Annotated in this window: 25 protein-coding genes, 6 tRNA genes, 1 rRNA gene and 1 pseudogene; 25 read left to right on the forward strand and 8 right to left on the reverse strand. The window is 45.9% G+C overall.

Going from position 1 to position 24,209, the window contains the following annotated elements; genetic code table 11:
• Positions 1–77: 77 nt before the first annotated feature.
• Positions 78–263: a YhzD family protein gene (locus tag IEW48_RS02280; protein ID WP_188622410.1), complete on the forward strand. Its 186-nt coding sequence runs from the start codon at positions 78–80 to the stop codon at positions 261–263.
• A gap of 89 nt (positions 264–352) precedes the next feature.
• Here the strand turns inward: IEW48_RS02280 and IEW48_RS02285 are convergent, their stop codons facing one another.
• The 4 genes and pseudogenes from IEW48_RS02285 to IEW48_RS02300 form a co-directional block, all read right to left on the reverse strand.
• Entirely contained in the window at positions 353–2,107 is a 1,755-nt protein-coding gene (locus IEW48_RS02285; RefSeq protein ID WP_229703913.1) for a cytochrome c oxidase subunit I, read from the reverse strand.
• A 322-nt stretch (positions 2,108–2,429) separates the two neighbouring features.
• Positions 2,430–2,999: pseudogene (locus IEW48_RS02290) on the reverse strand (aminotransferase class III-fold pyridoxal phosphate-dependent enzyme); the annotation flags it as partial.
• 16 nt (positions 3,000–3,015) lie between these two features.
• Complete coding sequence (ectA, locus tag IEW48_RS02295) at positions 3,016–3,516, reverse strand: diaminobutyrate acetyltransferase (RefSeq protein ID WP_268236523.1); 501 nt, start codon at positions 3,514–3,516, stop codon at positions 3,016–3,018.
• Positions 3,474–3,947: a ribonuclease H-like YkuK family protein gene (locus tag IEW48_RS02300; protein ID WP_188622413.1), complete on the reverse strand. Its 474-nt coding sequence runs from the start codon at positions 3,945–3,947 to the stop codon at positions 3,474–3,476. The genes ectA and IEW48_RS02300 overlap by 43 nt, the downstream gene beginning before the upstream one ends.
• A 450-nt stretch (positions 3,948–4,397) precedes the next feature.
• Here IEW48_RS02300 and IEW48_RS02305 point away from each other — a divergent pair, with 450 nt between their 5' ends.
• The 9 genes from IEW48_RS02305 (at position 4,398) to licT (ending at position 13,105) form a co-directional block, all read left to right on the forward strand.
• Positions 4,398–5,948 carry a Na+/H+ antiporter NhaC family protein gene (locus IEW48_RS02305; RefSeq protein ID WP_188622414.1) on the forward strand — a complete coding sequence of 517 codons (1,551 nt, stop codon included), beginning with the start codon at positions 4,398–4,400 and terminating at the stop codon, positions 5,946–5,948.
• Positions 5,949–6,052: 104 nt separating this feature from the next.
• The gene (locus IEW48_RS02310; RefSeq protein WP_229703908.1) at positions 6,053–7,006 is read left to right on the forward strand and encodes a DMT family transporter; all 954 of its coding nucleotides are present in this window, start codon (positions 6,053–6,055) and stop codon (positions 7,004–7,006) included.
• Between the two features lie 173 nt (positions 7,007–7,179).
• Positions 7,180–7,650: a low molecular weight protein-tyrosine-phosphatase gene (locus IEW48_RS02315; RefSeq protein ID WP_007503837.1), complete on the forward strand. Its 471-nt coding sequence runs from the start codon at positions 7,180–7,182 to the stop codon at positions 7,648–7,650.
• On the forward strand, positions 7,647–8,513 hold the full coding sequence (locus tag IEW48_RS02320; protein WP_188622415.1) for a fructosamine kinase family protein: 867 nt from the start codon (positions 7,647–7,649) through the stop codon (positions 8,511–8,513). Before IEW48_RS02315 ends, IEW48_RS02320 begins: the two co-directional genes overlap by 4 nt.
• Before the next feature lie 14 nt (positions 8,514–8,527).
• A complete protein-coding gene (locus tag IEW48_RS02325) occupies positions 8,528–9,283 on the forward strand; it encodes a (S)-benzoin forming benzil reductase (protein WP_188622416.1) in 756 nt (251 codons plus the stop codon).
• Between the two features lie 328 nt (positions 9,284–9,611).
• Complete coding sequence (locus IEW48_RS02330) at positions 9,612–9,887, forward strand: phosphocarrier protein HPr (protein WP_007503832.1); 276 nt, start codon at positions 9,612–9,614, stop codon at positions 9,885–9,887.
• A complete protein-coding gene (ptsP, locus tag IEW48_RS02335) occupies positions 9,878–11,599 on the forward strand; it encodes a phosphoenolpyruvate--protein phosphotransferase (RefSeq protein WP_188622417.1) in 1,722 nt (573 codons plus the stop codon). The genes IEW48_RS02330 and ptsP overlap by 10 nt, the downstream gene beginning before the upstream one ends.
• 30 nt (positions 11,600–11,629) lie before the next feature.
• Entirely contained in the window at positions 11,630–12,130 is a 501-nt protein-coding gene (locus tag IEW48_RS02340; protein ID WP_188622418.1) for a PTS sugar transporter subunit IIA, read from the forward strand.
• A gap of 105 nt (positions 12,131–12,235) precedes the next feature.
• Positions 12,236–13,105, forward strand: a complete 870-nt coding sequence (gene licT / locus IEW48_RS02345; RefSeq protein WP_276529764.1) for a BglG family transcription antiterminator LicT — start codon at positions 12,236–12,238, stop codon at positions 13,103–13,105.
• Positions 13,106–13,388: 283 nt separating this feature from the next.
• Here licT and rarD read toward each other — a convergent pair whose 3' ends face one another.
• The gene (gene rarD / locus IEW48_RS02350) at positions 13,389–14,324 is read right to left on the reverse strand and encodes an EamA family transporter RarD (protein ID WP_188622419.1); all 936 of its coding nucleotides are present in this window, start codon (positions 14,322–14,324) and stop codon (positions 13,389–13,391) included.
• Between the two features lie 174 nt (positions 14,325–14,498).
• On the opposite strand from rarD, the gene IEW48_RS02355 reads away from it, so the two are divergent.
• The 5 genes from IEW48_RS02355 (at position 14,499) to IEW48_RS02375 (ending at position 18,628) form a co-directional block, all read left to right on the forward strand.
• The gene (locus IEW48_RS02355) at positions 14,499–15,134 is read left to right on the forward strand and encodes a TVP38/TMEM64 family protein (protein WP_188622420.1); all 636 of its coding nucleotides are present in this window, start codon (positions 14,499–14,501) and stop codon (positions 15,132–15,134) included.
• A 161-nt stretch (positions 15,135–15,295) separates the two neighbouring features.
• The gene (locus tag IEW48_RS02360) at positions 15,296–16,444 is read left to right on the forward strand and encodes a methyltransferase domain-containing protein (RefSeq protein ID WP_188622421.1); all 1,149 of its coding nucleotides are present in this window, start codon (positions 15,296–15,298) and stop codon (positions 16,442–16,444) included.
• Between the two features lie 122 nt (positions 16,445–16,566).
• Positions 16,567–17,490 (forward strand): SPL family radical SAM protein, encoded by a 924-nt coding sequence (locus tag IEW48_RS02365; protein WP_188622422.1) that lies wholly within the window; start codon positions 16,567–16,569, stop codon positions 17,488–17,490.
• 298 nt (positions 17,491–17,788) lie between these two features.
• Positions 17,789–18,247, forward strand: a complete 459-nt coding sequence (locus IEW48_RS02370) for a macro domain-containing protein (RefSeq protein WP_188622423.1) — start codon at positions 17,789–17,791, stop codon at positions 18,245–18,247.
• Positions 18,248–18,256: 9 nt separating this feature from the next.
• A complete protein-coding gene (locus tag IEW48_RS02375; protein WP_188622424.1) occupies positions 18,257–18,628 on the forward strand; it encodes a DnaJ family domain-containing protein in 372 nt (123 codons plus the stop codon).
• Between the two features lie 74 nt (positions 18,629–18,702).
• Here the strand turns inward: IEW48_RS02375 and IEW48_RS02380 are convergent, their stop codons facing one another.
• On the reverse strand, positions 18,703–19,017 hold the full coding sequence (locus IEW48_RS02380; protein WP_007503814.1) for a hypothetical protein: 315 nt from the start codon (positions 19,015–19,017) through the stop codon (positions 18,703–18,705).
• Between the two features lie 82 nt (positions 19,018–19,099).
• On the opposite strand from IEW48_RS02380, the gene IEW48_RS02385 reads away from it, so the two are divergent.
• Positions 19,100–19,504, forward strand: a complete 405-nt coding sequence (locus tag IEW48_RS02385) for a hypothetical protein (protein ID WP_188622425.1) — start codon at positions 19,100–19,102, stop codon at positions 19,502–19,504.
• On the opposite strand, the gene IEW48_RS02390 is transcribed toward IEW48_RS02385, so the two are convergent.
• Positions 19,419–21,188, reverse strand: coding sequence for a B12-binding domain-containing radical SAM protein (locus tag IEW48_RS02390; RefSeq protein ID WP_188622426.1), 1,770 nt, complete (start codon positions 21,186–21,188; stop codon positions 19,419–19,421). The two genes, IEW48_RS02385 and IEW48_RS02390, sit on opposite strands and share 86 nt — an antisense overlap.
• 100 nt (positions 21,189–21,288) lie before the next feature.
• A complete protein-coding gene (locus IEW48_RS02395; protein WP_229703909.1) occupies positions 21,289–21,855 on the reverse strand; it encodes a hypothetical protein in 567 nt (188 codons plus the stop codon).
• Positions 21,856–21,988: 133 nt separating this feature from the next.
• Between IEW48_RS02395 and IEW48_RS02400 the strand changes: the two genes are divergently transcribed.
• The 9 genes from IEW48_RS02400 to IEW48_RS02440 form a co-directional block, all read left to right on the forward strand.
• A complete protein-coding gene (locus IEW48_RS02400) occupies positions 21,989–23,026 on the forward strand; it encodes a GAF domain-containing protein (RefSeq protein ID WP_188622428.1) in 1,038 nt (345 codons plus the stop codon).
• A complete protein-coding gene (locus IEW48_RS17585; RefSeq protein WP_188622429.1) occupies positions 23,016–23,165 on the forward strand; it encodes a histidine kinase in 150 nt (49 codons plus the stop codon). Before IEW48_RS02400 ends, IEW48_RS17585 begins: the two co-directional genes overlap by 11 nt.
• 144 nt (positions 23,166–23,309) lie before the next feature.
• Positions 23,310–23,386: transfer RNA gene (locus IEW48_RS02410), tRNA-Glu, on the forward strand.
• A 1-nt stretch (position 23,387) separates the two neighbouring features.
• A tRNA-Val gene (locus IEW48_RS02415) sits at positions 23,388–23,463 on the forward strand.
• Between the two features lie 14 nt (positions 23,464–23,477).
• Positions 23,478–23,554, forward strand: a tRNA-Asp gene (locus IEW48_RS02420).
• Positions 23,555–23,587: 33 nt separating this feature from the next.
• Positions 23,588–23,662, forward strand: a tRNA-Gln gene (locus IEW48_RS02425).
• Between the two features lie 5 nt (positions 23,663–23,667).
• Positions 23,668–23,741: transfer RNA gene (locus tag IEW48_RS02430), tRNA-Gly, on the forward strand.
• A 12-nt stretch (positions 23,742–23,753) separates the two neighbouring features.
• A tRNA-Ile gene (locus tag IEW48_RS02435) sits at positions 23,754–23,830 on the forward strand.
• Positions 23,831–24,078: 248 nt separating this feature from the next.
• Positions 24,079–24,209, forward strand: a 16S ribosomal RNA gene (locus IEW48_RS02440); the annotation flags it as partial.

Consider the following 24,209-nt stretch of genomic DNA (forward strand, 5'->3'; position numbering starts at 1 on the left):
TAAAATAGTGAGTAACCACTGTGAGTGACAAGATATCATAAAAATTCTGATGGGAGAGCAAGAGGGGGGAGAGGCCGGTGAAAACCTACCATGTGACTGTTTATTCAAAATCCGGTGAAAAGTTGTTGGATGAAACATTCGAAGCGACTGACGACCAGCAAGCTAAAGTCATCGGCGAAAAACTCTTGAAAGAAAAAAATTATTGGGAATATACGCACCGTGTTGTCTCACCAACAGGAAAGCTGTTGCTTTTCCAATCTTGAACAATCAATTGCCTATCGCTTTAAACAGGCCCGTATCAGCGTGGGCTGTGCCAGCTCACTGATACGGGCTTTAATTTTTCCTGATCCAGTTAACTCTTCATCATCCCAGAGTCTGAGACCGGCTGGATGTAATAACCGTGATACTCCTTAACGGATCTGATCAGCATGCAGAAGAGGGTAATGCCAAACCCTGCCGTGGCCACAACGAATTGGTGGAAAATCAGCCCCATACTGCCAATAAAAGCTCCGAGTGACATGATGAACGGCAGAATGGACGGATCCGGCATGTGGATCTTTCCTGGAGGTTCAGCCGGTACCAGCTGGTGACGGCCTTCCCTTTTTTCAATCCACCAGGCATCTAGTCCCCGAACTTTGGGTGTTTGGGCAAAATTGTATTCCGGGATGGGGGTAGGAACAGACCACTCCAGGGTGCGCCCATCCCAAGGATCCGCGTCAGCCACAGGTTCCCGCAGGGCGGTATAGATCACATTGATGATAAATATGATCGTGCCCGCCGTCATTAATAAAGCGCCAATTGTACTGATAAAGTTGCCCCAAGCCAGATTATATCCTTCCATGTAGGAGAAATAACGGCGAGGCATGCCCCACAAACCGAGAAAATGCTGGATAAAAAAGGTGAGATGCAGGCCGATTAAAAACAGCCAGAAATTCCATCTGCCCAGTTTCTCATTAAGTTTCCTGTTAAACATTTTTGGCCACCAGTAATACACACCGGCAAAGAGGGATAAGGCCACCCCGCCGACAATCACATAATGGAAGTGGGCGACAACAAAATAACTGTCATGATACTGGTAGTCTGCTGGCGGTACGCTGAGCATCACTCCAGTGACACCGCCCATAACAAAAGTTGGGATAAAGGAGAGGGCAAACAGATTGGCTGTTGTAAATTGGATGCGCCCCCCCCATAAGGTAAACAGCCAGTTAAAGATTTTGATTCCAGTTGGCACAGCAATGGCCATTGTGGCCAGACCAAAGAAGGTATTAGCAAAGGGCCCCATACCCACTGTGAACATATGGTGGGCCCAGACCATGAAACCTAAAAAGCCTATTAATATGGTAGCAAATACCAAGGAGGCATAGCCAAACAATCGTTTTTTGGAAAAGGTACTCACAACCTCAGAGATAATCCCAAAGCAGGGGAGGATCAAAATATATACTTCAGGATGACCAAAAATCCAGAATAAATGTTGCCAAATAATCGGATTGCCTCCTCCTGCCACGTTGAAGAAAAGAGATCCGAAAATCCGGTCAAACATGATAAGAAACAGGCCGGCCGTCAACGGAGGAAAAGCAAACAGAATTAAAGCAGACGTAATAAAACTGGTCCAAGTGAACAGCGGCATGCGCATAAAAGTCATTCCCGGGGCCCGCATGTTAATAACAGTCACCAGAAAATTAATAGCCCCCATTAACGTGCCTGCCCCTGAAATTTGTAAGCCAAGCACATAAAAATCAATTCCCGAGCCGCTGTATTCTGTGGCCAGAGGCACATAGGAAGTCCATCCAGCGGTGGGTGCTCCACCTATAAACCAGCTTAAGTTTAACAAGATACCGCCAAAAAGGAATAACCAGAAGCCAAGAGAGTTTATAAAAGGAAAAGCGACATCTCTGGCACCAATTTGCAACGGAATGAACATGTTCATCAGCCCTAATATCAGCGGCATGGCAGCGAGAAAAATCATCGTTGTTCCATGCATCGTCACAAGTTCGTTATATGTAGAACCAGCCAGGAAGGTATTTTCAGGGTACATGAGCTGGATGCGAATCAAAATCGATTCTAAACCGCCAATTAAAAAGAAGAAGCCTCCGGCTATAAAGTACATTTTGCCAATCTTTTTATGATCAACGGTGGTTAGCCACTCCAGCAGCCAATGTTTTTCATAGGGATGGGTATGTTCGCCATGTTGCACAGACTTTTGTTCCAGACCCACATTTTTTCCTCCTTCCTTGTACAGTTTAAGTATTTGACAAATCAGTGACTTTTAAACAAAAAAACCACAGACTTATGCCTGTGGCCTTAATTCTGTCTTACGGAAGGAGAGAAAGGCACGATGACAGACCCGTTCGGAATGGTTAGAGCTGTATGCCTCCCCTTAATCTTCTTCAGTTAATGGATATACACCGTTTTCATCTTGAACTTTTTGGATACTTAATGGTATCAAAATCAGCGCCAAAATAGTTGTCATAAGGCATAGTCACAGTGTAATTTAAGGGCACACCGGCACCCCGGCGTTTGAAAGTATTGCCGGTGACAGCCAAAGAACCAATGGTCATGCCGTGAAAAGAATTGGTAAAGCTGATTACGTTTTCGCGTCCGGTAACCTTGCGGGCCAATTTTAAGGCACTTTCAACGCTATTGGTGCCGGTTGGTCCGGGGAACATGACTTTATAGTTCAGAGTACGGGGTTTTAGAATCACATCGTGAAACTTTTTTAAAAAGGCTTCTTTGGCCTCGGTGGCCATATCCAGACTATGGGTAATACCATCATTTGCTAAATAATCGATCAATTTCTTTTTCATGCGTTCTTCATTGTGTCCGTAGTTTAAGGCACCGGCACCGGAAAAGAAATCGATGTATTCCCTTCCGTCCCGGTCCCATAATTTATGTCCTTTGGCTTTGGTGAAGACAGCAGGAAAACTGCGACAGTAACTGCGCACTTCAGATTCCAATGTTTCAAAAACGTGCAAAGCAGAGCGATCCTTTTTGATTTGCATAAAAGGTGAAAACCTCCTAATTGGTTTTTAATCCCGTTTTTATAAATGGTCCGATTATAAACAACATTTCGCTTTCATGATCATCAGGGAATTGGTCTGTCTCAAAACACGTAGTTACGTTGCAATAGGTATCAAAATCACGGGCTAATTTCCGGAATAAAGCTTGCGACGCCTTATTAGAAGGGGAAATAGTTGTCTCTAGAAAACGAATATTCTGGCAAGTCCGGCGCTTAAAAAGCTCGTGCAACATTTGGGTGGCCAAGCCTTGGCCTCGTTGTGACTCACTCACCGCGACTTGCCAGACAAAAAGTGTGTCTTGCTTCTGTGGATGGAGGTAGGCTGATACAAATCCAACAACGGTATTGTTCAGTTCAGCTACGACACAGGTATCCTTGAAGTTGCGGCACATCATAAGGTACGTATAAGCTGCATTAACATCAAGGGTACCTGGTGAAACGTGTTGCCAAAAAACTCTTAAGAAGTAAACTTGTCGGCAACGGAACTGGCACCATAAGATTCTGGCTTAATTTTGGCCACATAGCCAACGGAGGTCACCCAGCCAACAACCTCTTGAATCAGTTGCCGGGTTTCTCCTTGCTTGCCAATATCAATATGCACCTCGATCGGCCACTCGCTGAGCACAAAGAACAATCCACACGCTTTGAGGGAATCGATCAGCTTTAAGCTCAGTTCCGTTTCCAGATAAATACGGTGCCGAAGATCGGTCATTTTTCTCATACTTCGTTTCTGATAATAAAACCGGGCTCCCTTGCCTAAACGGTGGATGATCAATGCGGTGACAAACAGAGTGGATAATGAACCTGTGTGGGAATCGGTGCCGATGACAACCTTGTACTTTGCTTGTGGATCTTCATTTATAAAAGCAGTGATGTTTCTCACCATTTCTTCTAAAGACAAAGTACCTAATGTGGGGCTGATAAAAGACAACTCTCCAGCGCTCCCTTCAATTGGTTAATCTAGTTTATGGTGATTTTGTCTAGGATGATATGGTTAAGAAATCGTTACTTTAAGTTTACCATGTTCATGTGAAATATTTGTAAAAGTTGTGTAAACAATAAAATCAATTAATGGCAGAAGTGTATAAAAGTGAAAATCGGTGTGCTCTCCGATACCCATGTGCCCAAGCGGGCCAAAGCATTGCCCGCCGCCTTGCTGGAGGGGTTAATTTAAGCGAAGCACATTTCCTTTGCGGACCGTTCTTAGACAAACAAGAACAATATGATTTCCAGTCTTTCCGTCTTAAGGGATGGCCAACCCTGGCAAAGCATATTATAATATGACGGGCGAGTATTTGATGCGGGTAATGGCAGGAAGCTCTGCCATTGCCTTTTTCCTTGTAAAAATAATAATACTTCATAATGTAAGGAGTCGGTTTGAATGGAACAAACAGCGTTATCTTTGGTGCCGCCCATACTTGCCTTGGCGATGGTGATTTTAACACGCCGGGTGCTGCTCTCTCTGGGTGTGGGGATTGTCGTTGGAGCACTGATGATTAATGACTACGCCATTCTAGCTAGTATAAGCCAAGTTGCCCAGATCGTCCTAAATATCTTTTATGTGGACGGTGCATTAAATGACTGGGAACTTTATATTATTTTCTTTTTGTTTTTGTTAGGGATGATAGCTGCTCTGGTCTCCTTGTCTGGAGGAAACAAAGCCTTTGGGGAATGGGCGATGGCGCGGGTGAAAACCAGGGTCGGCGCCCAGTTAACAACGGTTGTACTGGGAATTATCATTTTTATCGATGACTATTTTAACAGCCTGGCCGTTGGACAGGTGAGCCGTCCCTTAACGGACCGTCACCGCGTGTCACGGGCTAAATTGGCTTATCTGATTGATTCTACTGCTGCACCTGTCTGTATTTTGTCCCCGGTCTCGAGCTGGGGCGCCTATATCATTACCATTATTGGCGGCATTCTGGCTGCCCACAGCGTTGTGCAGTATGAAGCTTTGCAGGCATTTTTGATAATGATCCCCATGAATTTCTATGCCATATTTGCCATCTTGCTGATTTGTGCTGTGGCTTTGTTCTCCCTTGATATTGGAGCCATGAAGCAGCATGAGATGAGGGCCATAGAAAAAGGTGAATTGATAGATCCGAGCAAGGGCGATGTCCCAGGCGATCAGAGCGATCTACCGGTCAGTGAGAAAGGAAGAGTCAGAGACCTCATTTGGCCGATTGGCGCTCTCGTGGGCGGCACGGTCTTTGTTATGATTTACACAGGCATTCGGGAATCTGAAGGGCCTGTCAGCGTTCTTTCAATTTTTGAAAATACAGATGTGGCCCTTGCTTTATTGTCCGGGGGACTAATTGGGCTTATCGTGGCTTTGGGTTTAACTGTGACCAAACAGATGACTCTTAGTCTCATTGGATCAGGTTTGTGGGCTGGAATCAAATCGATGTTGCCGGCCGTGTATATCTTAATTTTTGCTTGGACCATGATTGAAATTATCGGGGAGTTGGGAACCGGAACGTATTTGGCCGGACTGGTTGATGCCCATCTGAACATAAGTCTCTTGCCAGCTCTGTTATTCATCATTGCGGGCATCATGGCCTTTTCAACGGGCACCTCGTGGGGAACGTTTGGGATTATGCTGCCCATTGCCGGGGAGATTGCAGCTTTAACAGATGTGTCCATGTTACTGCCTTCGCTGGCAGCCGTATTGGCCGGTTCCGTTTTTGGTGACCACTGTTCTCCCATTTCGGATACCACTATTTTGTCCTCAACGGGCGCAGGGTGCCATCACATTGATCACGTCCTTACCCAGCTGCCGTATGCCCTTATGGTTGCCGGCATTACAGTGGTGGGTTATGTGGTACTCGGCTTTACGGGCAGCCCATTATTCGGATTGTTGTCTGCTTTGGCCGCTTTTGGGGTTGCGTTGCTTATCCTCAAGCAAGCAGCAAGACCTGTTGTGCGTGCATAGATTAAGAAATATAATATTTGTTATGTAGACTATAAGCTATATAAGCTGACAGACAGCGGACTAACCGGTATAATTTGGATAGAAGATAAGCCTAGAAAGGTTGTTTGGCTTTGTCCGGTGATGTCACATCCAGTTTATGGTTGCGCTATAAAGGTATTGCCATGGTGATTGTCGCTGCCAGTTTGTGGGGGCTGTCTGGAACAGTCGCCCAGTTTCTTTTTCAACAGGAAGGTCTTGATGTCAACTGGCTGGTTACGGTCCGTTTACTCGTCTCCGGTGTGCTGTTACTCCTGTTCGCTGCTTGGCGCGGTGCAGGGGCAAGCATCTGGTCTGTGTGGTGCGATCGGACAACGAGGGTGCGGCTGATACTCTTCGGTGTAGCGGGCATGTTGGGGGTCCAATACACCTATTTTGCTGCCATTGAAGCTGGAAATGCTGCGATGGCCACGTTGCTGCAATACTTAGGACCCCTATTCGTCTTTGTTTATGTCGCCCTGCGTTTATTTAAGCTTCCTTCGCGGACTGAATGTATGGCGCTCATCCTGGCCCTTTTAGGCATTTTTTTACTGGTAACGAATGGTAAAGTGGGTCAGTTGACTGTACCTGGCAGTGCTGTCGCCTGGGGGTTGGCTTCTGCTATAGCCCTGGCTTTTTATACGTTATACCCCGCACAGCTGCTTGAGCGTTTTGGATCGGCTGTCACGGTTGGATGGGGCATGGTCATTGGCGGCGTTGGTATTGGCTTGGTAAATCCGGTGTGGCAGGTGTCTGTCGAGCATTGGTCATTGATCACGGTGGGTATGATCCTCTTCGTGATCTTTTTCGGAACATTATTGCCCTTCTTTCTGTATTTAGACAGTTTGCGATTTATCAAGCCTACAGAGACAAGCCTGGTGGCTTGTGCTGAGCCTCTGGCCGCTGCTATTTCATCCATTATTTGGCTGAAAGTCTCTTTTGGCCCGCTGCAAGCAGTGGGCGGCTTGTTCATCATGGTCACAGTGTTCCTCCTTTCGGCCAGAACGGATGGGGAGGTGCAAACAGATGGGCTCAATGCCTGACACACCTCATCCGGGTTTGGGGAGTACAGGTTTAGCTCCCAGGCAACTGGAGCTGTTCTGAGCATGTAGGAAAATTTAAGTGTTTATTTACAAATCCGCTAAAAGATCCCTTCTCCTGGCACTTAAAAAAGTGTTATCATGTGGAATAGCATATCCTAAAAGGGAGGTTAAACATGGTTAAGGTACTGTTCGTCTGTTTGGGAAATATTTGTCGTTCTCCCATGGCTGAAGCTGTTTTTCGCCATAAAGTTAAAGAGGCAGGATTGGAAGACAAAATTTCCGTAGATTCGGCCGGAACCGGCCATTGGCATATTGGCGAGCCGCCCCATGAAGGCACTCGCCGAATTTTGAGTAAGAACGGGATTAACTACTCTGGGATTAAAGCCCGGCAAATCAGTGCGGATGATCTGGAAGCGTTTGATTACATCGTCGCGATGGATGAAGAAAATGTCCGCCATTTGAAGCAGTTGGCGCTTAAAGAGCACCATCCTAAAATCGTCCGTTTACTGGAATTTCTCCCCGACAGTGACACCCTGAATGTCCCGGATCCTTATTTTACAGGAAACTTTGAATATGTGTATCAGCTGATTAATGAGAGTTGTGATCATTTGCTGCGCTATATCCGCCAGCGTGAGCAGTTATGATACATACCGTAAAAGCTATTTTGCATGAAATGGGAGACTCATCGTCCCTGATTGAGGTGCAGCCAGTACATGGCGGAGATATCAGTCAGGCATTTGAAGTGCGAACAGAGCAGGACCACTATTTTGTAAAAATAAATAGGAATGCTGCTCCTGACATTTTCCAAAAAGAAGCTGACGGACTGCAACAATTACGCCAGGCAGGTGCGCTGTCTGTTCCCCAGGTGTACCATGTCAGCCCTGCTGGTGCTGATCATGGGTATATCGTGATGGAATGGGTTCCCAGAGAACCGGCCAGTGACAGTGAAGCAAGGCTGGGCCGGGGGCTTGCCCAATTGCATCAGTATACCCATACCCGCTACGGTTTAGCAGAAGATAATTATATTGGCAAATTGCCCCAGCCCAACGGATGGCAGACGAGCTGGCCCCGTTTCCTAAGAGAAAAGCGGCTGGGCTACCAGGCCAAATTAGCGGAAGAAAAGGGGAGGCTCCCCGCACCGAGAAAAGCAAGGCTGGAAAAGCTCCTGGACAGACTTGAGCAATGGGTTCCTGATCATCAGCAGCCTGTTATGCTGCATGGTGATCTGTGGAGTGGCAACTGGCTGGCCGGCCCCAATGGAGAGCCCTACCTGATCGATCCTGCTGTCTTTTATGGGGATCGGGAATTTGAACTTGCCTTTACAGAGCTTTTTGGCGGCTTTTCACCGCGTTTTTATGCTGCCTATCGGGATGTGCAGCCCCTGTCAGATTATTATGAGGATGTTCGCCCTCTTTATCAGTTGTATTACTTGCTTGTGCACTTGAATTTGTTCGGTGAATCCTATGGTCCGGCTGTGGACCGTATTTTAAGGCACTATGTAGGTTAGGGGAGGATAGTGAGATGAAATATGTGCTGATTACGGGCGCATCAAGAGGATTGGGAGAAGCTCTGGTCCGACAATTGCTGCAGGAAGGGTACCATCTGTTTTGCATCTCCCGCCGTAAAAACGAAAACCTGCTTCATGAAGCCCAACAAAAAAATGTACCCCTTGAATATGTTGAGCATGATTTGCGAGACGTAGCTGGATTAGAGCAAGTGATGCGGCATATCTTTGACCAGATCGATTTGACCAAGGCTGAAACGATCGCTTTGATTAACAATGCGGGGGTTGTAGAACCGGTTAAGCCCATTGAAAAATGTACAACAGAAGAGCTTACAGCCAACATCCATGTCAATTTGCTGGCTCCTATGGTGTTAACTTCTCTGTTTGTCAAACTAGCAGCACAGTTTAATGGGGATAAGCGCATGATGAATATTTCTTCCGGCGCAGGGAAACGGGCTGTCCACGGCTGGAGTGCCTATTGCACTTCAAAGGCAGGATTGGACATGTTTACACGTTGTGTAGGTCTTGAACAGGAAGGACAGGACCATCCCGTTAAAGTATTGTCCGTTGCACCTGGCATTGTTGACACAGACATGCAAACGCACATTCGCTCAGCTCGACGTGAGGATTTTCCTGATGTGGAAAGGTTTATGGAGTACAAAGTCCAAGGACAGCTTCTTCCTCCCGCTTTTGTTGCCGAAAAGCTGATCCGCCTGTTCTTTGAAGAAAGCTGGCCTACAGGAGGTGTGGTGGATATCCGTGATTACCTCTAGGCCTGGCCATTAGTCCCGTTCATTATGGCTCTTCATCATTTTTTGTGTATTGAACAATCGATGTAGATTTGGTATATTTAATGATGGCTTGAGACAATTCAATCATGTCATCATGTGACTGATTCGATCAGGCATGAGTGAAAGAATGTTGGAATGTACAGACTAGAATTGATTCCAACCTTTCTTTCGTCATGCCTTTTTCTTATTCATTCTTTTTCCAACCAAGCTTCTTAACTTTTTTAACTAAAGATTTTCATCTTCCAACAGGAGCCAAAATCATTGGCTTCATGTAAACCAAAATTTTTTTCATGAAAAGGAGAGGAATATGATGGCAGTGAAAAAATTTAAAGTGACGAGTGAAACAGGGATTCATGCCCGCCCAGCTACGGCTTTGGTTCAAACCGCAGGTAAATTCAGCTCGGAGATTAGCCTGGAGTATAACGGCAAATCAGTCAATCTGAAATCAATCATGGGTGTGATGTCTTTGGGAATTCCCCAAGGTGCCGAAATTACGATCACCGCACATGGGGACGATGAGGAAGAAGCGTTGAAATCCATTGCAGACACCATCAAGAACGAAGGGCTTGGTGAAACATGTCAGTAACGATTGAGGGCATCGGAGCATCAAACGGAATAGCGATTGCCAAAGCATTCCGTTTGGAAAGCCCAGAGCTTTTAGTTGAAAAGAAATCTGTCTCTGATCCAGATGCGGAAATCCTCCGCCTGACAGAAGCGATTGAAAGCGCAAAACGTGAATTGCAAAAGATAAAGGCACATACGGAGCAACAGATGGGGAAGGACAAGGCAGCTATCTTTGACGCTCACCTGCTGGTGCTTAATGATCCTGAATTAATAAACCCAATAAAAGAAAAGATTAAACATGAGCGGGTCAATGCTGAATACGCCTTGGAAGACGTCGCCCGGATGGTTGTGAACATGTTTGAGCAAATGGACAATGAATATATGCGGGAGCGCGCAGCCGACATCCGTGATGTCACCCAGCGGGTTCTGGCTCATTTACTGGGGGTTACTATTCCCAACCCTAGCCTGATCAGCGAAGAGGTGATCATTGTTGCCCATGACTTGACACCTTCGGACACCGCCCAGCTTAACCGCCGCTTCGTCAAAGGTTTTACCACGGATATAGGCGGGCGCACATCCCACTCGGCGATTATGGCCCGTTCATTAGAGATCCCAGCGGTCGTCGGCACCAAGATTGTAACTGAAAAAATTGAAAGCGGTACAACCATTATAGTAGATGGCAACGAAGGTAAGGTGGTTGTTAACCCAACACCTGAAGAACTTCACAGCTATGAACAAAAACGGCAAGATTATCTCAAGCAGAAAGCAACCTGGTCCAAACTGATTAACGATCCTACCCTTTCGGCAGACGGCCACCAAGTAGAGCTGGCTGCCAATATTGGCACCCCAGATGATCTTGCCTCCGTTCTGGACAATGGCGCAGAAGGCATCGGGCTGTACCGCACCGAATTTTTATACATGGGACGGGATCAGTTGCCCTCAGAAGAGGAACAATTTGAGGCTTATAAACAAGTTTTGGAAAAAATGAAGGACAAGCCGGTGGTTGTCCGCACTTTAGATATCGGCGGAGACAAGGAATTACCCTATCTTGATCTGCCTCAAGAATTGAACCCGTTTCTTGGTTTTAGAGCCATCCGTCTCTGCCTGGACCAACAGGACCTGTTCCGCACCCAATTACGGGCCTTGCTCAGGGCAAGCATCTACGGCAATTTAAAGATCATGTTTCCCATGATTGCTACCCTTGAGGAGTATAGACAAGCCAGAGCCATCTTAGAGGAAGAAAAACAAAAGCTGGTGGAAGCAGGTGTGCAGGTGGCTGACAGCATTGAAGTGGGGATCATGGTTGAAGTGCCCTCAACGGCTGTGTTAGCCGACCGCTTTGCCAAAGAAGTCGATTTCTTCAGTATTGGCACTAATGATTTGATTCAGTACACCCTGGCTGCAGACCGGATGAATGAACGGGTATCCTACTTGTATCAGCCCTTTCATCCGGCTTTATTGCGTCTGATTCGCAACGTGATTCAAGCCGCTCATCACGAAGGAAAGTGGGTCGGCATGTGCGGCGAGATGGCGGGTGATCCAGTGGCCATCCCCATTTTGTTGGGATTGGGTCTCGATGAGTTTAGCATGAGCGCCACTTCCATTTTACCTGCCAGACATCAAATCAAACATTTAAGTAAAGCTCAGGCGGAAAGCGTCGTTGAGGAGCTCCTCAATATGGATACGGCTGAAGAAGTTGTCAACTTTGTAAAGAAAAACTTTCCTATTTCCTAATCCCAAAGCATTCTGGAAAGGTGATGGGCAATGTTTAAAAAATGGTTCGCTAAAATGCGTAAACCCAGTGAAGAAACCTTAGTCGCCCCCTTAAGCGGCCAAGTGGTTCAGCTGGAGGAGGTGCCGGATCCCACATTTTCACAAAAAATGATGGGGGATGGGATTGCCATTCAACCGGTGGAAGGAAAAGTCGTTTCTCCCGTAGACGGTGAGATTGTGCAGGTCTTCCACACCAAACACGCAGTGGGCATACGTTCCGGTGCCGGGGCAGAAATATTGATTCATATTGGCCTAGAGACGGTTCAAATGCAGGGAGAAGGTTTTGAAGCTCATGTTAAGCAGGGTGACAAAGTCAAGGCGGGCGACCTGCTGATTGCCTTCGATCTTGACTTGGTTAAGGAAAAAGCGGCCAGCACGGTCACACCGATGGTAATTACCAATGGAGACCAGATTGAAAATCTGGACAAAATCCACCATAATGATGTTACAGCCGGACAACATGAGCTGATCAAGCTGAAAATGAAGGAGTAGCCCCTTCATACGCTGCCCATTACACGGCGGAGTTTAATCCGTGTAATGGGCAGCAGCTTATCATCATGTCCGGTGTCCGTTTTGAGGAAAGGTGGAGGACAAAAGATGTGGCCCAGATCAAAGCCGTTGAGGATTAAGAAGATACTTAACAATAATGCTGTTGTGGTCAAAGACGGCAGTGAAGAAAAAATCCTCATGGGTACGGGCATAGGCTTTCAAAAGCGGAAAAATGACATTGTTAACAGAAACAAGATTGAAAAAGTGTTTGTCATGAAAGGGGAGAACGAGAACGAAAAGTTCCAGCAATTGTTGCGCACCATTCCAGAAGAACGCATTGCGATTTGTGAAGATATTATTTCATATGCTGAAGAACAATTAGGTACCAAACTGAACAATCATATTCACATCGCCCTGACTGATCACTTGTCATTTGCCATAGACCGGATTGAAAACGGCATCAAAATTGAGAACCAGCTGCTGAACGAGATTAAAGTGCTTTACAAAAAAGAATTTGAAATTGGGATGTGGGCGATTAATTACATTAAAGAGAAGCTCAATATTGAAATGCCACCTGATGAAGCGGGTTATATCGCCCTTCATATCCATACGGCCAAAATTTCAGATAACAGTATGGAAAACACTTTAAGACTCACAACGATGATTAACGAATTAATCAGTATGGTTGAAAAAGAGTTTGGGATTGACCTTGATCAGGAGAGCCTCTCATACCAGCAGTTAATCACCCATCTTCGTTTTGCCCTGATGAGAGCAGAGAGCAATGAACCGTTTCACGCCATGGATCAAGACATGCTGCAGTTGATTAAAGACAAATACCACCAAGAGTTCCAATGTGCCCAAAAGATGGCTCAATATGTAAACAACCAATACGGCCTTATTTTTCCCGAGTCTGAAATCGGTTATATTACCCTGCATCTGCAGCGGATGCGCGGACAAGACAGGATGACCGTCAAATAAAGGGGATTGTCACCGGATATTTCCGGTCAAGACCTGAAATGTATAAGGGCAGGCCAGCATGAGACAAACTTTACCTTCCGCACATACAATACGATGGGTTGCCAAATGACTGCAGAAGCGGAAGGGGAAGATAGGCATGGCCAAAAAGAAATTAGGTCCACGGTAGATGATGTTGCCATGAATAGACCGTGGACCGATGAGTTAAGCTAATTTTAGCATGAGGAAAGGAAAGGGGAATCCCGTAGCTGGCCAATAAGAATAACCCTAACGGGCGATAACTTCGCTAGGTGCCAAACGTTTTTTTGCGGTTCAGTTTGGTTTCCAGCCGAACCATCAGTTTGGTTTTTGACAGTGAGTAAAGCGTTAAGGCGCTCCAGATAAACATAAAGCTGATCAAATCAATTGTTGTGAACGGTTCATTGAAAACAAAAATGCCCAGACATAGTGTAATGGATGGGGCGATGTATTGGAAAAAACCAAGCATGGTTAAAGGAATTCTTCTTGCTCCTTGGGCAAAGCACAACAAGGGAAGCGCTGTGGCCATACCAGCCCCTGCCAAAAGCAGAGAAGTGCCAACAGAGCTGGTACCAAAAGAGCTGCTTCCAGTGTTGTGTAGCCACGCGACATATAATAAGGCTAACGGCAAGGTTAACAATGTCTCAAAGGCCAGGCCAAGCATGGCATTCAGACTGGCTATTTTTTTGGCCAAACCGTACAACGCAAAACTTAAGGCCAAGGATAACGCGATCCACGGAATGGCACCGTAATGAACAGTGATCAGCAACACGCCAATTGTGGCCAAGACAAATGACCACGTTTGCCAGTAAGTTAACCGTTCCTTGAGCACAACAATTCCGAGCAGAACACTAAGCAAGGGATTGATATAATACCCCAGACTGGTTTCGATCACCCGGTCATTGTTAACGGCCCAAATATAAACGAACCAGTTGGCACTGATCACAAGGGCAGATGAGATTAAGGCAAGAGACTGTTTCCGGTTTCGCCAGATAGAGAGACATTCCTGCTTTAGTTCCGACCACTTGGAGGTTACAGCCAGAATCAGGATGACAAATACGAAGGACCATATAATCCGGTGAGCCAAAATTTCAAGCGCCGGAATGTTTTCTAACAGTTTCCAGTATAAAGGCAGAACACCCCAAACCACATAAGCAGCTACCGCATACCATGTTCCCATGATGACTTGTTTTTGATTGTTCATGCCGTTTACCTCGATTCACGAAAAAATTTAAACATCTTCATTATAAAAGGTTGCTGAAGAAAATAACAATTATTTTTGCATTCAAACTAACTAAGCGGCAGGTTGTACAAAAAAATTAATTTGTTGGTCCATCATCATTTATATTTTTCTCTTATATTTAGTGGGGAGAGCATGATGAAAAAGTGGCTGTGTTTGCTTAGTGTATACATGTTGGTTTTATATTTTTCCTATCATTATCGGCAACCGATACTGGATTGGATTAATCAGGGGGATCTGTCTCAGTTCCCCTTGATGCTTTTTGTTGCTGTGTTTTTGGCTGTTTTTCCCGTAATTCCGTTTACTTTGTTTGCCGGGGTGATGGGCGCCAAATACGGTGTTATCTTGGGAACGCTGATTAACTGGTTTGGGGCTGTCTCATCAGCCGCTATTTTCTTTTTCCTTGCCCGGTCCGCCTTAAGCAGCTACTTTGACAAAACAATTCAGCGATTTAAGAAGCTGGACAAGTTAACAGACATGATTGAAAAGAACGCCTTTGTGGCGGTGCTCTTTGTCCGTTTGGTCCCTGTCGTGCCGACACCAGTGGTTAACATTTATGCGGGGATCAGCAACATGTCTTTTCTGAGCTATTTTTTGGCGACAGCCATCGGCCAGATTCCAGGCATGTTTGTCTATGCCTTGTGCGGCAAGCAAATGTTTTCCTCACCTTCAGTTTTGATGTGGACACTGGGTGGATATTTGCTGTTTATGCTGGCCGTATTTGGGCTTTACAGCTTGTGGTATCGCGGTAGACTGAAGGTGGCGGTAGATTAGGGACCGAGTACAGTAACCAGACTAAGCAGCTTTGTTGAACGTAGGACCGAAGGCCATTCGGTCCTTTTTGTCTGTACACAACACGTTGAATATGGTAGAATGGAATCAATGGTTCATATAATAGAACTAAGTTTTATATAATGAAACTAAGGAGGGTGCCCATGATAAAAGTTATCAAACTTGATCATGTGCAGATTTGTATACCGGTTGGAGCGGAGGACAGAGCGCGGGCATTTTATACGGATATCTTGGGGTTCAAAGAAATCCCGAAACCCCAGTCATTACTCCCCAACGGGGGGTTGTGGTACAAAGTTGGGGATATTGAGCTGCATATTGGAGTGGAACCTTTTCAAAAAGAGCATTCCAAGCGGCATCCTGCCTTTGAAGTGGCCAATTTGGCAGAAGTTCGCCGTTATTTTGAAAAGCAAGGCGTGAAGACAAGAGATGAAACACCTATTCCCAATGTAGAACGGTTCTCCTGCTTTGACCCCTTTGGCAATCGTATAGAATTTCTTGAACGGAAACCTGGCCGGGTTGAAGAAGGGAAAAGAGATGTACAAAACCAGTTCGGGCGTAGTGCGGAAGCTTATGTCACCAGTGATATTCATGCCAAGGGAAGAGATTTGGCCAAATTAGTAGAGATTGCGGCAGTTACACCGCAGGATGTGGTTCTGGACGTAGGAACAGGGGGCGGTCATGTGGCCAATGCTCTTGCTCCCTTAGCCGCTAAAGTGATAGCAATGGATCTTACCCCTAAAATGCTGGAAGCCGCCCAACGTTTTATTAGTGCAAACGGGTATCAAAACGTCGATTATGTGCAAGGGGATGCTGAACAGATGCCGTTTGGCCCGGAAACTTTTGATGTGGTTGCCTGCCGCATTGCCGCCCATCATTTTCCCAACGTTCAAAAGTTTATAAACGAAGTTTTTCGTGTGCTAAGGCCAAGCGGACGCTTTTTGCTGGTGGATAATGTGGCAGCGGAAGACGATGAAATTGATCAGTTTTATAATGAAATCGAAAAACGCCGGGACTACAGCCATGTCCGGGCTTGGAAAAAGTCAGAATGGGTGCGCATGTTGGAGGAGAACGGTCTTGTCATTGAAGAATGTTACCGTTTTGCTAAAACGTTTGCGTTCGAAGAGTGGTGCAGCCGCATGAATTTGCCGGAGGAAGACAAAAGGGAATTGGCCGCTTTTATCGTGAGGACGCCAGCACCTGTCCGCCAGAAACTGAAGGTTACAGCCGAAGGAGACCGGGTCACCTCTTTTGAAGGGGAGGCCGTGCTCATCAAGGCAGTTAAGCTGTCATGAGCTATAACAGGAGATATGTTAACGCAGATTATACCAAGGATTTTCTAATGAATACCCCTTCTAAAATTGTCCTCGATGTGTTAAACTGGATACAAACATATGTTTGTATTGGAGGATCATGAATGACTCCTGTTTGTGAACCCCTTACTGCCAAGCAGGTGTTGAACCGGGTGAAGGCCCCTGCGATGCCGTTTGACTGGTCACTTAACCCGTACCGCGGGTGTCAGCATGGCTGCAGCTTTTGCTACGCGCGGGCCACCCACCGTTTTTTGGACTTGGAATGTGATGATACCTTTCAACACTACATTTTATATAAACAGAATGCAGTGGAAGCATTGACGGAGCAATTGAAACGCATGGCCGGTTTCAGCCGTACTTTGAAACATATCGGCACAGTGGCCATCGGGACAGCGACTGACCCTTACCAGCCTTTAGAAGGCAAGCTGCAACTGACCCGCAAGTGTCTGGAAGTTTTAGCCCGTTATCAGGTACCCGTCAGCATTACGACCCGTTCACCCCTTATTTTACGTGACATTGATGTACTTAAAACATTACCTGTGGTGTCCATCAATTTCAGTGTGAATACGATGCAGAAACATATTTGGCGCATGCTGGAGCCTGCTTCACCCCATCCCCGGCAGCGTTTGGCCGCTGTACGCCGGTTAAGCCAAGAAGGATTGCCAGCCGGTATTTTCTTAGCCCCGATTGTTCCCTATTTAACGGATCGTCCACGGGATTTGCGGGAGGTCATTGCCTCTGCAGCGGAGCATGGGGCACGATTTGTCATGCCTTCTTATCTCAGGCTTAGCACTCCCGAGGTTAAAACGTGGTTCTTGCAGGTTCTCAAACAGCGGGAGCCCTCCCTTGTTCAACGCTATGAAGCACTATACCGTTACGGGCGTCTTCCAGACCGCTACCGGGAGCGTATCGACCGACATATTAATCAGTTGCTTGAACACTACGGTTTTTCGCGGGAACGTGCATCAGAAGACACTAGCCGGGAAGTGCTGGACCAAGAACCGCAACAGTTATCTTTCTCTTTTTAAGTGGATCGCAACCGCCTTAACATTAAGAGCGAAGGGCGGTTTTTTTCTGTATAACGGTAAATCGATGCTTTTAAATGTTAAAAGAAGGAAGACTAGATGGTATAATTTAAAGAACAATATGATGTGGGGATTGTCAGGGGGGAGTTTTAGATGGGTTGAGCCATTTTGTTAGCAATTGCTTATGCACCGATAATTTATAAAATTCACAGAAGATTGGACGCTTTAGAACAGCAAATAGCAGAATTAAAGGAAAAAGACCATAATCTTCCGTCATAAACATGACAAGGAGATGTGAAAAATGTCCTTAGTGATTGTAAAAGGTGATTTGCTCCAGTCTGACTGTAATGTGATTGCCCACCAGGCCAATTGTTTTTCTTCCATGGAGGCGGGCATTGCTAAACAGATTAAAAACTTGTATCCCCAAGCCTATGAAGCTGACCGTGATTTTCCATATCCCCCGGAGCAACGCTTGGGAAAAATCTCGGTCGCTAAAGTAGCTGAAGACCGTTATGTGGTCAATTTGTATGGACAGTTCCGCTATGACGGGCCTGGTCCTAAAACCGATTATGCCGCACTTGAGTCAGCACTGACCGAGATGTTCCGTTATGCGTATGAAGGTCTAAACAACCCTAAATTTGGTGTGCCCTATAAAATTGGTTGCGGCCTGGCCGGTGGGGACTGGGCAAAAGTCTCTGAGATCTTGGACCGGGTCTCAGATCAGTTTAATCAAACCATTTATGCTTACAAATTAGAGTAGGTGATAACCATGGATATCCTGTCTCAAATTGCGGAAGAAAAAATCCGCGAGGCGATGAAAAAAGGGGAGTTTGACAACCTGCCTGGGCAAGGCAAACCGTTAAACCTGGAAGACTTGTCCCGGGTTCCAGAGGATCTCAGGGCAGGTTATAAGCTGTTGAAAAATGCGGGTGTCCTGCCTGAAGAACTGCAGATGCAAAAGGAGATCATTAATCTGCAAAGCTTGATTGAATGCTGCTATGATAATGAACAAAAAGCGAAGTTAAAAAAAGAACTGAATGAAAAGATGCTGCGATTTAACCTGCTCATGGAAAAAAGAAATAAAACCGGCTCAACTGCTTTAGGGACCTATCAAAGCAAGATCACAAACCGGTTTAAATAGCAGTGGGGAGACGGCAGCTCCAATAGGGCTATTTCCATAACAATTATTATGTAAACTAAAGTGAAGCGCCGAGGCTAAAACAAATAGGGGAAAATGAAGCTGCAGATAAAAAAGAGAAGTGACGCCACGAAAAACGGATTGACAGTGACCGTGTATTTTTGCTGCTGTTCTTGATATACGCCCCGTGTTTGATGTTCCGTTTCCAATTCGGCTCTCTTGGTAAAAAAGTCTCCGCTGACAGCATAAAAGGCGGCCACACCGATGGCAACTCCGCCCACAAAAAACATGGTGTGTGACCAGGGGAGACCAATCTGACGGGAAAAAAGCAAGGTGATGAAGGATAAGAGCAGGAGATGAAGAACTGTCAAAGCAACATATTTTTTCACCACCGAATCACCTCATCAATAAGATATCATGCTCAACGTTGCCGTTTCAACCATTGAATTGAAGAGGGAAAGGAGCACATGCTGAATGGAGTACCTTCTGTTCGAAGGAACACCTGACAGGAAAGATGTTCTAGATGGCATTTTAGAACTCCATGATCTCATTTTTAATACAGAGCTGCCGCTTGACGAATTGAAACAGAAAAAGGGTGTGCTTGTTTTGGCTGCTATGGAACATCACGCAGTGGTTGGTTACAAAATCGGCTATGAGCGTAAGCCAAAGCATTACTACAGTTGGCTGGGAGGCGTTGATCCTCTTGGAGAAAAAACTGGTCCAGCAGTAGCAAAAACATGGTCTTTGCCGCCATGTTTTTCCTTTGGTCTAAAGAGAAGGTTCCAACAAAAGGCTAAGCATATTTTTCAGAACTCAAACGTTCCAAAGGAGCACAGAAAAACGTTGCTTTGTCCTGTTTCGGATGGTAATAGACGATGAGCAGGGTAGGCTGCAGCCTTACTTCTCCCGCATCCAAATAATGAGCAAGGTCAAAATCCAGGATCTCCATCATCGTATGCTTGTGCAGCTCCTGTTCAGACAGCCCCAGCCGGGCAAAGGCATCTGAAACTTTTTCCGGATTGGCTGCCAGCAGTTTAACATATGTTTTTCGCGAGGGTTTATCCAGGGATGGTTCCCACCATGTGGTCCGTGGTTTGTGTTTGTGATGCAGCAAATAGTCGTACTTCATCAACCCTTCAACGACCTGCAGGCGGCGGGTACGGCGCTGGGTGAGAAATTCATACAGACGGCGGTATAAATCTTCCAATTGATGCCCGATCTTTGCCCAGCCCTGTGCATCCCAATAATCTCCGAATTCTTGGAAAAAATCAAAGGGAGTCTCAAACTCATATTTTGTCAGATATTTGATCGTATGATCCATCCGGTGAGCGTTCCAATATTTTTCTAGGACGTCTTCCACACGTTTTAGACGGACGACATCGTCAAAAGAGAGGACATTGTTGTATAAAATCTCGTACGGAGCGTGATCCATGTATACATAGCCATGCTCCTCGGCCCGTTCGCGCAACCCTGTACCCCTCAACATTTTAAGAAAACCCAGCTGCAGCTCCTCCGGCTCCAGGGCAAATACATCATTAAAGGTTTTGCGGAAGGAGTTGTAATCCTCTTCTGGCAGACCAGCAATCAGGTCAAGATGTTGGGTGATTTTACCTCCCTCCCGGATCATGCGCACATTACGGGCCAGTTTGTTAAAATTCTGCTTGCGGCGAACCAACTCATTGGTCAAATCATTGGTGGACTGAACCCCGATCTCGAAACGGAATATTCCTTCCGGAGCATGATCGTTTAAAAACTGAATCACTTCAGGCCGCATGATATCAGCTGTAATCTCAAACTGGAAGACGCATCCCCGATGATTCTCGATTAAGAATTGAAACATCTCCATGGCATAATCCCGTTTAATATTAAACGTCCGGTCCACAAATTTAATTAATTTAGCACCGTGATCGATCAAAAACAGAATGTCCTTTTTCATACGATCTAGATCAAAATAGCGCACACCCACTTCGATTGAGGACAGACAAAATTGGCAGCTGAACGGACAACCCCTGCTTGTCTCGACGTAAGTAATGCGTTTAGACAGGTGAGGCAAATCTTCTTTGAACCGGAAGGGGGAAGGAATTGTATTGAGATCCAGCTTGGGCCGCGGCGGATTAAGGACCGGACGGCCCTGCTTGTCCCGATAAGCCAGACCAAACACCATATGATACTTTTGACTGCCTTTGATTTCCTGCAGCAAATGCTTAAAGGTTTCTTCACCTTCCCCGACGACAATGAAGTCCACTTCAGGAATACGTTCCAGCCAATAGGCCACATCATAAGACACCTCTGGCCCACCCAAAACAATTTTAAGCTCTGGTTTCACTTTCTTTAACGTCTTGATAACAGGGATGGTTTGCTCGATGTTCCAAATGTAACAACTAAATCCCAGCACATCGGGATCATGGGCGTACAAATCGGTGACTATGTTCATGGCTGGATCTTTAATGGTATATTCCTTTATCTCCACCGGAAACTCTGGCTCAGCAAAACTTTTCAAGTAACGCAAAGCCAGACAGGTGTGGATATATTTTGCATTTAATGTACTGACGATAACTTTCATGGCAATCCCTCTATTCCGTCCTAGAAATATGCACCGCCTTCATTTAGTATAAGCTCAATGACACGAAGGCGCAAATAGAGGGGGTGCGGTTAGTTGTACTCTAAGATTGGAGCTGATTGATTTTTCTTTTCATTTCCTCTAATGTTAAGCCGTGGAATGTGGGAAATCCTTCTTCCAACAAAGCGATGGTCCTGCCTTGAGGGTCCAGCGGGTAAACGCCCTGCCACACACCAATCACATAATAATGACGTGTGGTGTTATATTGTTTCAAAAACAACACATAGTCCACTGAATCAGCCAGTGGGCCAGGATACACTAAGTTAATCGGATCCTCAGGGGGAGGAAGAGGCTCAACACCCGGACGAACAATCTCCACAATGTGGGAACTTTGACCGTGTATCACCTGTTTAACATCAAAATTCTGATAGAAGATCACCAATTGGCCCTCGTTTACTTTTTGATCAGTAGAATCTTGTTTCGGCTCTCCAGTGGGTGTGCCATAAACAATGAGATCAGCTTGACGTACCAATGCCTGTGCATCGGGCACTTTAGCCGTCAATTTGTCCAAATCGACATTGGCCGGCTGTTGAGCAGCTACCGCCCCGATCACAAGATTGGTGAGGAGCCATACAATGGTAAGCAGGCAAGCAACATAACGACTCATCATTCACTATCCACCTCGATTAATCATCAGTGTCTGTTAGTCTTACATATCGTTTCAATTTCATCGTCTTCTTATTCCTTTTCAAATTAATATGGTAAAGTAGATATAGAATGACATGTGTAGAGGATGAAACGAATTGAGTCATGTAGATCGAATTGACGAACTCTTTACATTAAAAACAATTGCCGAAACGTTAAACCAATGTGTTGATTTGGATGAGATGATGCCAAGCGTTCTCGAAAAGTTGTTGCATCTCACTGGGCTGAAGACAGGGTGGATTTTTCTGGTCAAAGAACGTCCTCATTATTCATGTGTTGCAGATCACGGCCTTCCTCCAGCTTTGGAATGGGAAAACAAAAAGCCGATGCGTCACATGTCTTGTTGGTGTCTGGACAAATTTTGGTCCGGTCAATTGCAGCAAGCTGTCAATATTATGGAATGTAAACGGTTGGAAGATGCTGTGACCTATCAGTGGGGAGATACCCACAACTTGACTCATCACGCGACGGTTCCCTTGATAGCGAGCGGCAAACGTTTTGGCCTGCTCAATGTTGGTTCTCCGGGCAAAGAGCACTTTACAGAAAAAGAACTCACGTTATTACAATCAGTAGCGTTTCAAATCGGCACGGCTGTAGAGCGAATTATTTTGTTTGAAGCCCAGAAACAACGGGCTGAATATTTTGCACGACTTGATGAGCTGACCCGGGTCATCTGGAAAATTAACAATAAGAGGGTATTGCCTGAAAAGGTGGTGCATCATATTGCCCACTATTTTCAGTGGCCTGTGATCGCTTTATTCCTCATCAAAAACAGGCAGCTATCCTTGAAAAGTCTTTATTATAAGCAAGAAGCAGGAGTTAGAACCAAAATCAGTCATACGCTTTCTCTGGCCAATGCCCACATCATTAAATCAGCTTTAAAGCAACAAAATGTTACCCTTGGACAGGAAAAGCTTTCTTTTCTGCCAGGTGTACGCGATAAAAATACGTGGCATACCGCTGGTGTTCCTTTGATACTGTCGGATAAACCAATCGGTTTGCTGTATTTAGCCAAAACATTGGCTAACCCGTTTTCCGAAGCGGAAAGAGACGTCCTGAAAGCGTTGGGAGATCACCTTTCCTTGCTAATCGAAACGATCCGAATGCCTGCATACCGATCCCCATGTGGTAAGTGAGTCACTGGAAGAAATCCAATCATTGTCCAAGGAAGCCTTGGCTGATATGCGGTCTCTCATTTGGCAATTGAGACCTGTTAACGTGGAAGCGGGTATTATGACTTCCCTTAGTGAGTGTCAGCATACCGTTAAAAAATGATGAAACATCTGTTTAAATAATCACCTTAGTATGTTAATAATTTGGGGGAAAGATTTGAATTATCTTTCTTTATTTAAAGAGGTTGCAAAAAAGAAAAAGTCCTGGTATATTATCTCCTGCGTTGATTTTGATAGATTATTTTGTGGCCCGTTGGTGAAGTGGCTTAACACACCGGCCTTTCACGCCGGCATTCAGGGGTTCGAATCCCCTACGGGTCACCACGGAGGGTTAGCTCAGCTGGGAGAGCACTTGCCTTACAAGCAAGGGGTCGGCGGTTCGATCCCGTCACCCTCCACCATTACATTTTGATGCGGAGCTGTGGTGTAGAGGCCTAACATGCCTGCCTGTCACGCAGGAGATCGCGGGTTCGAATCCCGTCAGCTCCGCCATTTAAAACTTTTATTCTAACATCTCTAAGGTAATGGGCTGTAGCCAAGCGGTAAGGCAACGGGTTTTGGCCCCGTGATGCGCTGGTTCGAATCCAGCCAGCCCAGCCAATTGAGCGGGTGTAGTTTAGTGGTAGAACTCCAGCCTTCCAAGCTGGTAGCGTGGGTTCGATTCCCATCACCCGCTCCATTTTTATAAAGGGGGCCTATAGCTCAGTTGGTTAGAGCGCACGCCTGATAAGCGCGAGGTCGGTGGTTCAAGTCCACTTGGGCCCACCATAGTTATTTTCCATAAATTCCCTCTTGATTTCGGATTGGTTTTCGATTATTATCAAGAATTGCTGACACTGCCAATGCGAAAGCTAGTTTTATATAAACTCTTGTAACTCTTGTCTTAAAACCTCTTGACAATTATTTTTGCGACGTGATAGATTATATAGTGCTCAATCTGGAACCTTGAAAACTGAACAAAGCAGGAACGTGCGGCCTGTTTGGTTTCCCCCTCTTCTTAAAGGGAGAGGTGTTTTAAACTGGAGAGTTTGATCCTGGCTCAGGACGAACGCTGGCGGCACGCCTAATACATGCAAGTCGAGCGCGTGAAGCTTCCAGAAGCCTTCGGGCGGACGGGAGTGGATCGAGCGGCGGACGGGTGAGTAAC

Origin of the sequence: Caldalkalibacillus thermarum, assembly GCF_014644735.1 — a bacterium.
Taxonomy (GTDB): domain Bacteria; phylum Bacillota; class Bacilli; order Caldalkalibacillales; family Caldalkalibacillaceae; genus Caldalkalibacillus; species Caldalkalibacillus thermarum.

Excerpts from the sequence above, each read along its gene's own strand:
- IEW48_RS02285 (WP_229703913.1), bottom strand. The coding sequence starts at position 2,107 with ATGTACTTTATAGCCGGAGGCTTCTTCTTTTTAATTGGCGGTTTAGAA.
- IEW48_RS02305 (WP_188622414.1), top strand. The coding sequence starts at position 4,398 with ATGGAACAAACAGCGTTATCTTTGGTGCCGCCCATACTTGCCTTGGCG.
- IEW48_RS02315 (WP_007503837.1), top strand. The coding sequence starts at position 7,180 with ATGGTTAAGGTACTGTTCGTCTGTTTGGGAAATATTTGTCGTTCTCCC.
- IEW48_RS02320 (WP_188622415.1), top strand. The coding sequence starts at position 7,647 with ATGATACATACCGTAAAAGCTATTTTGCATGAAATGGGAGACTCATCG.
- IEW48_RS02325 (WP_188622416.1), top strand. The coding sequence starts at position 8,528 with ATGAAATATGTGCTGATTACGGGCGCATCAAGAGGATTGGGAGAAGCT.
- IEW48_RS02330 (WP_007503832.1), top strand. The coding sequence starts at position 9,612 with ATGGCAGTGAAAAAATTTAAAGTGACGAGTGAAACAGGGATTCATGCC.
- ptsP (WP_188622417.1), top strand. The coding sequence starts at position 9,878 with ATGTCAGTAACGATTGAGGGCATCGGAGCATCAAACGGAATAGCGATT.
- IEW48_RS02340 (WP_188622418.1), top strand. The coding sequence starts at position 11,630 with ATGTTTAAAAAATGGTTCGCTAAAATGCGTAAACCCAGTGAAGAAACC.
- licT (WP_276529764.1), top strand. The coding sequence starts at position 12,236 with ATGTGGCCCAGATCAAAGCCGTTGAGGATTAAGAAGATACTTAACAAT.
- rarD (WP_188622419.1), bottom strand. The coding sequence starts at position 14,324 with ATGAACAATCAAAAACAAGTCATCATGGGAACATGGTATGCGGTAGCT.
- IEW48_RS02355 (WP_188622420.1), top strand. The coding sequence starts at position 14,499 with ATGAAAAAGTGGCTGTGTTTGCTTAGTGTATACATGTTGGTTTTATAT.
- IEW48_RS02360 (WP_188622421.1), top strand. The coding sequence starts at position 15,296 with ATGATAAAAGTTATCAAACTTGATCATGTGCAGATTTGTATACCGGTT.
- IEW48_RS02365 (WP_188622422.1), top strand. The coding sequence starts at position 16,567 with ATGACTCCTGTTTGTGAACCCCTTACTGCCAAGCAGGTGTTGAACCGG.
- IEW48_RS02370 (WP_188622423.1), top strand. The coding sequence starts at position 17,789 with ATGTCCTTAGTGATTGTAAAAGGTGATTTGCTCCAGTCTGACTGTAAT.
- IEW48_RS02375 (WP_188622424.1), top strand. The coding sequence starts at position 18,257 with ATGGATATCCTGTCTCAAATTGCGGAAGAAAAAATCCGCGAGGCGATG.
- IEW48_RS02385 (WP_188622425.1), top strand. The coding sequence starts at position 19,100 with ATGGAGTACCTTCTGTTCGAAGGAACACCTGACAGGAAAGATGTTCTA.
- IEW48_RS02390 (WP_188622426.1), bottom strand. The coding sequence starts at position 21,188 with ATGAAAGTTATCGTCAGTACATTAAATGCAAAATATATCCACACCTGT.
- IEW48_RS02395 (WP_229703909.1), bottom strand. The coding sequence starts at position 21,855 with ATGATGAGTCGTTATGTTGCTTGCCTGCTTACCATTGTATGGCTCCTC.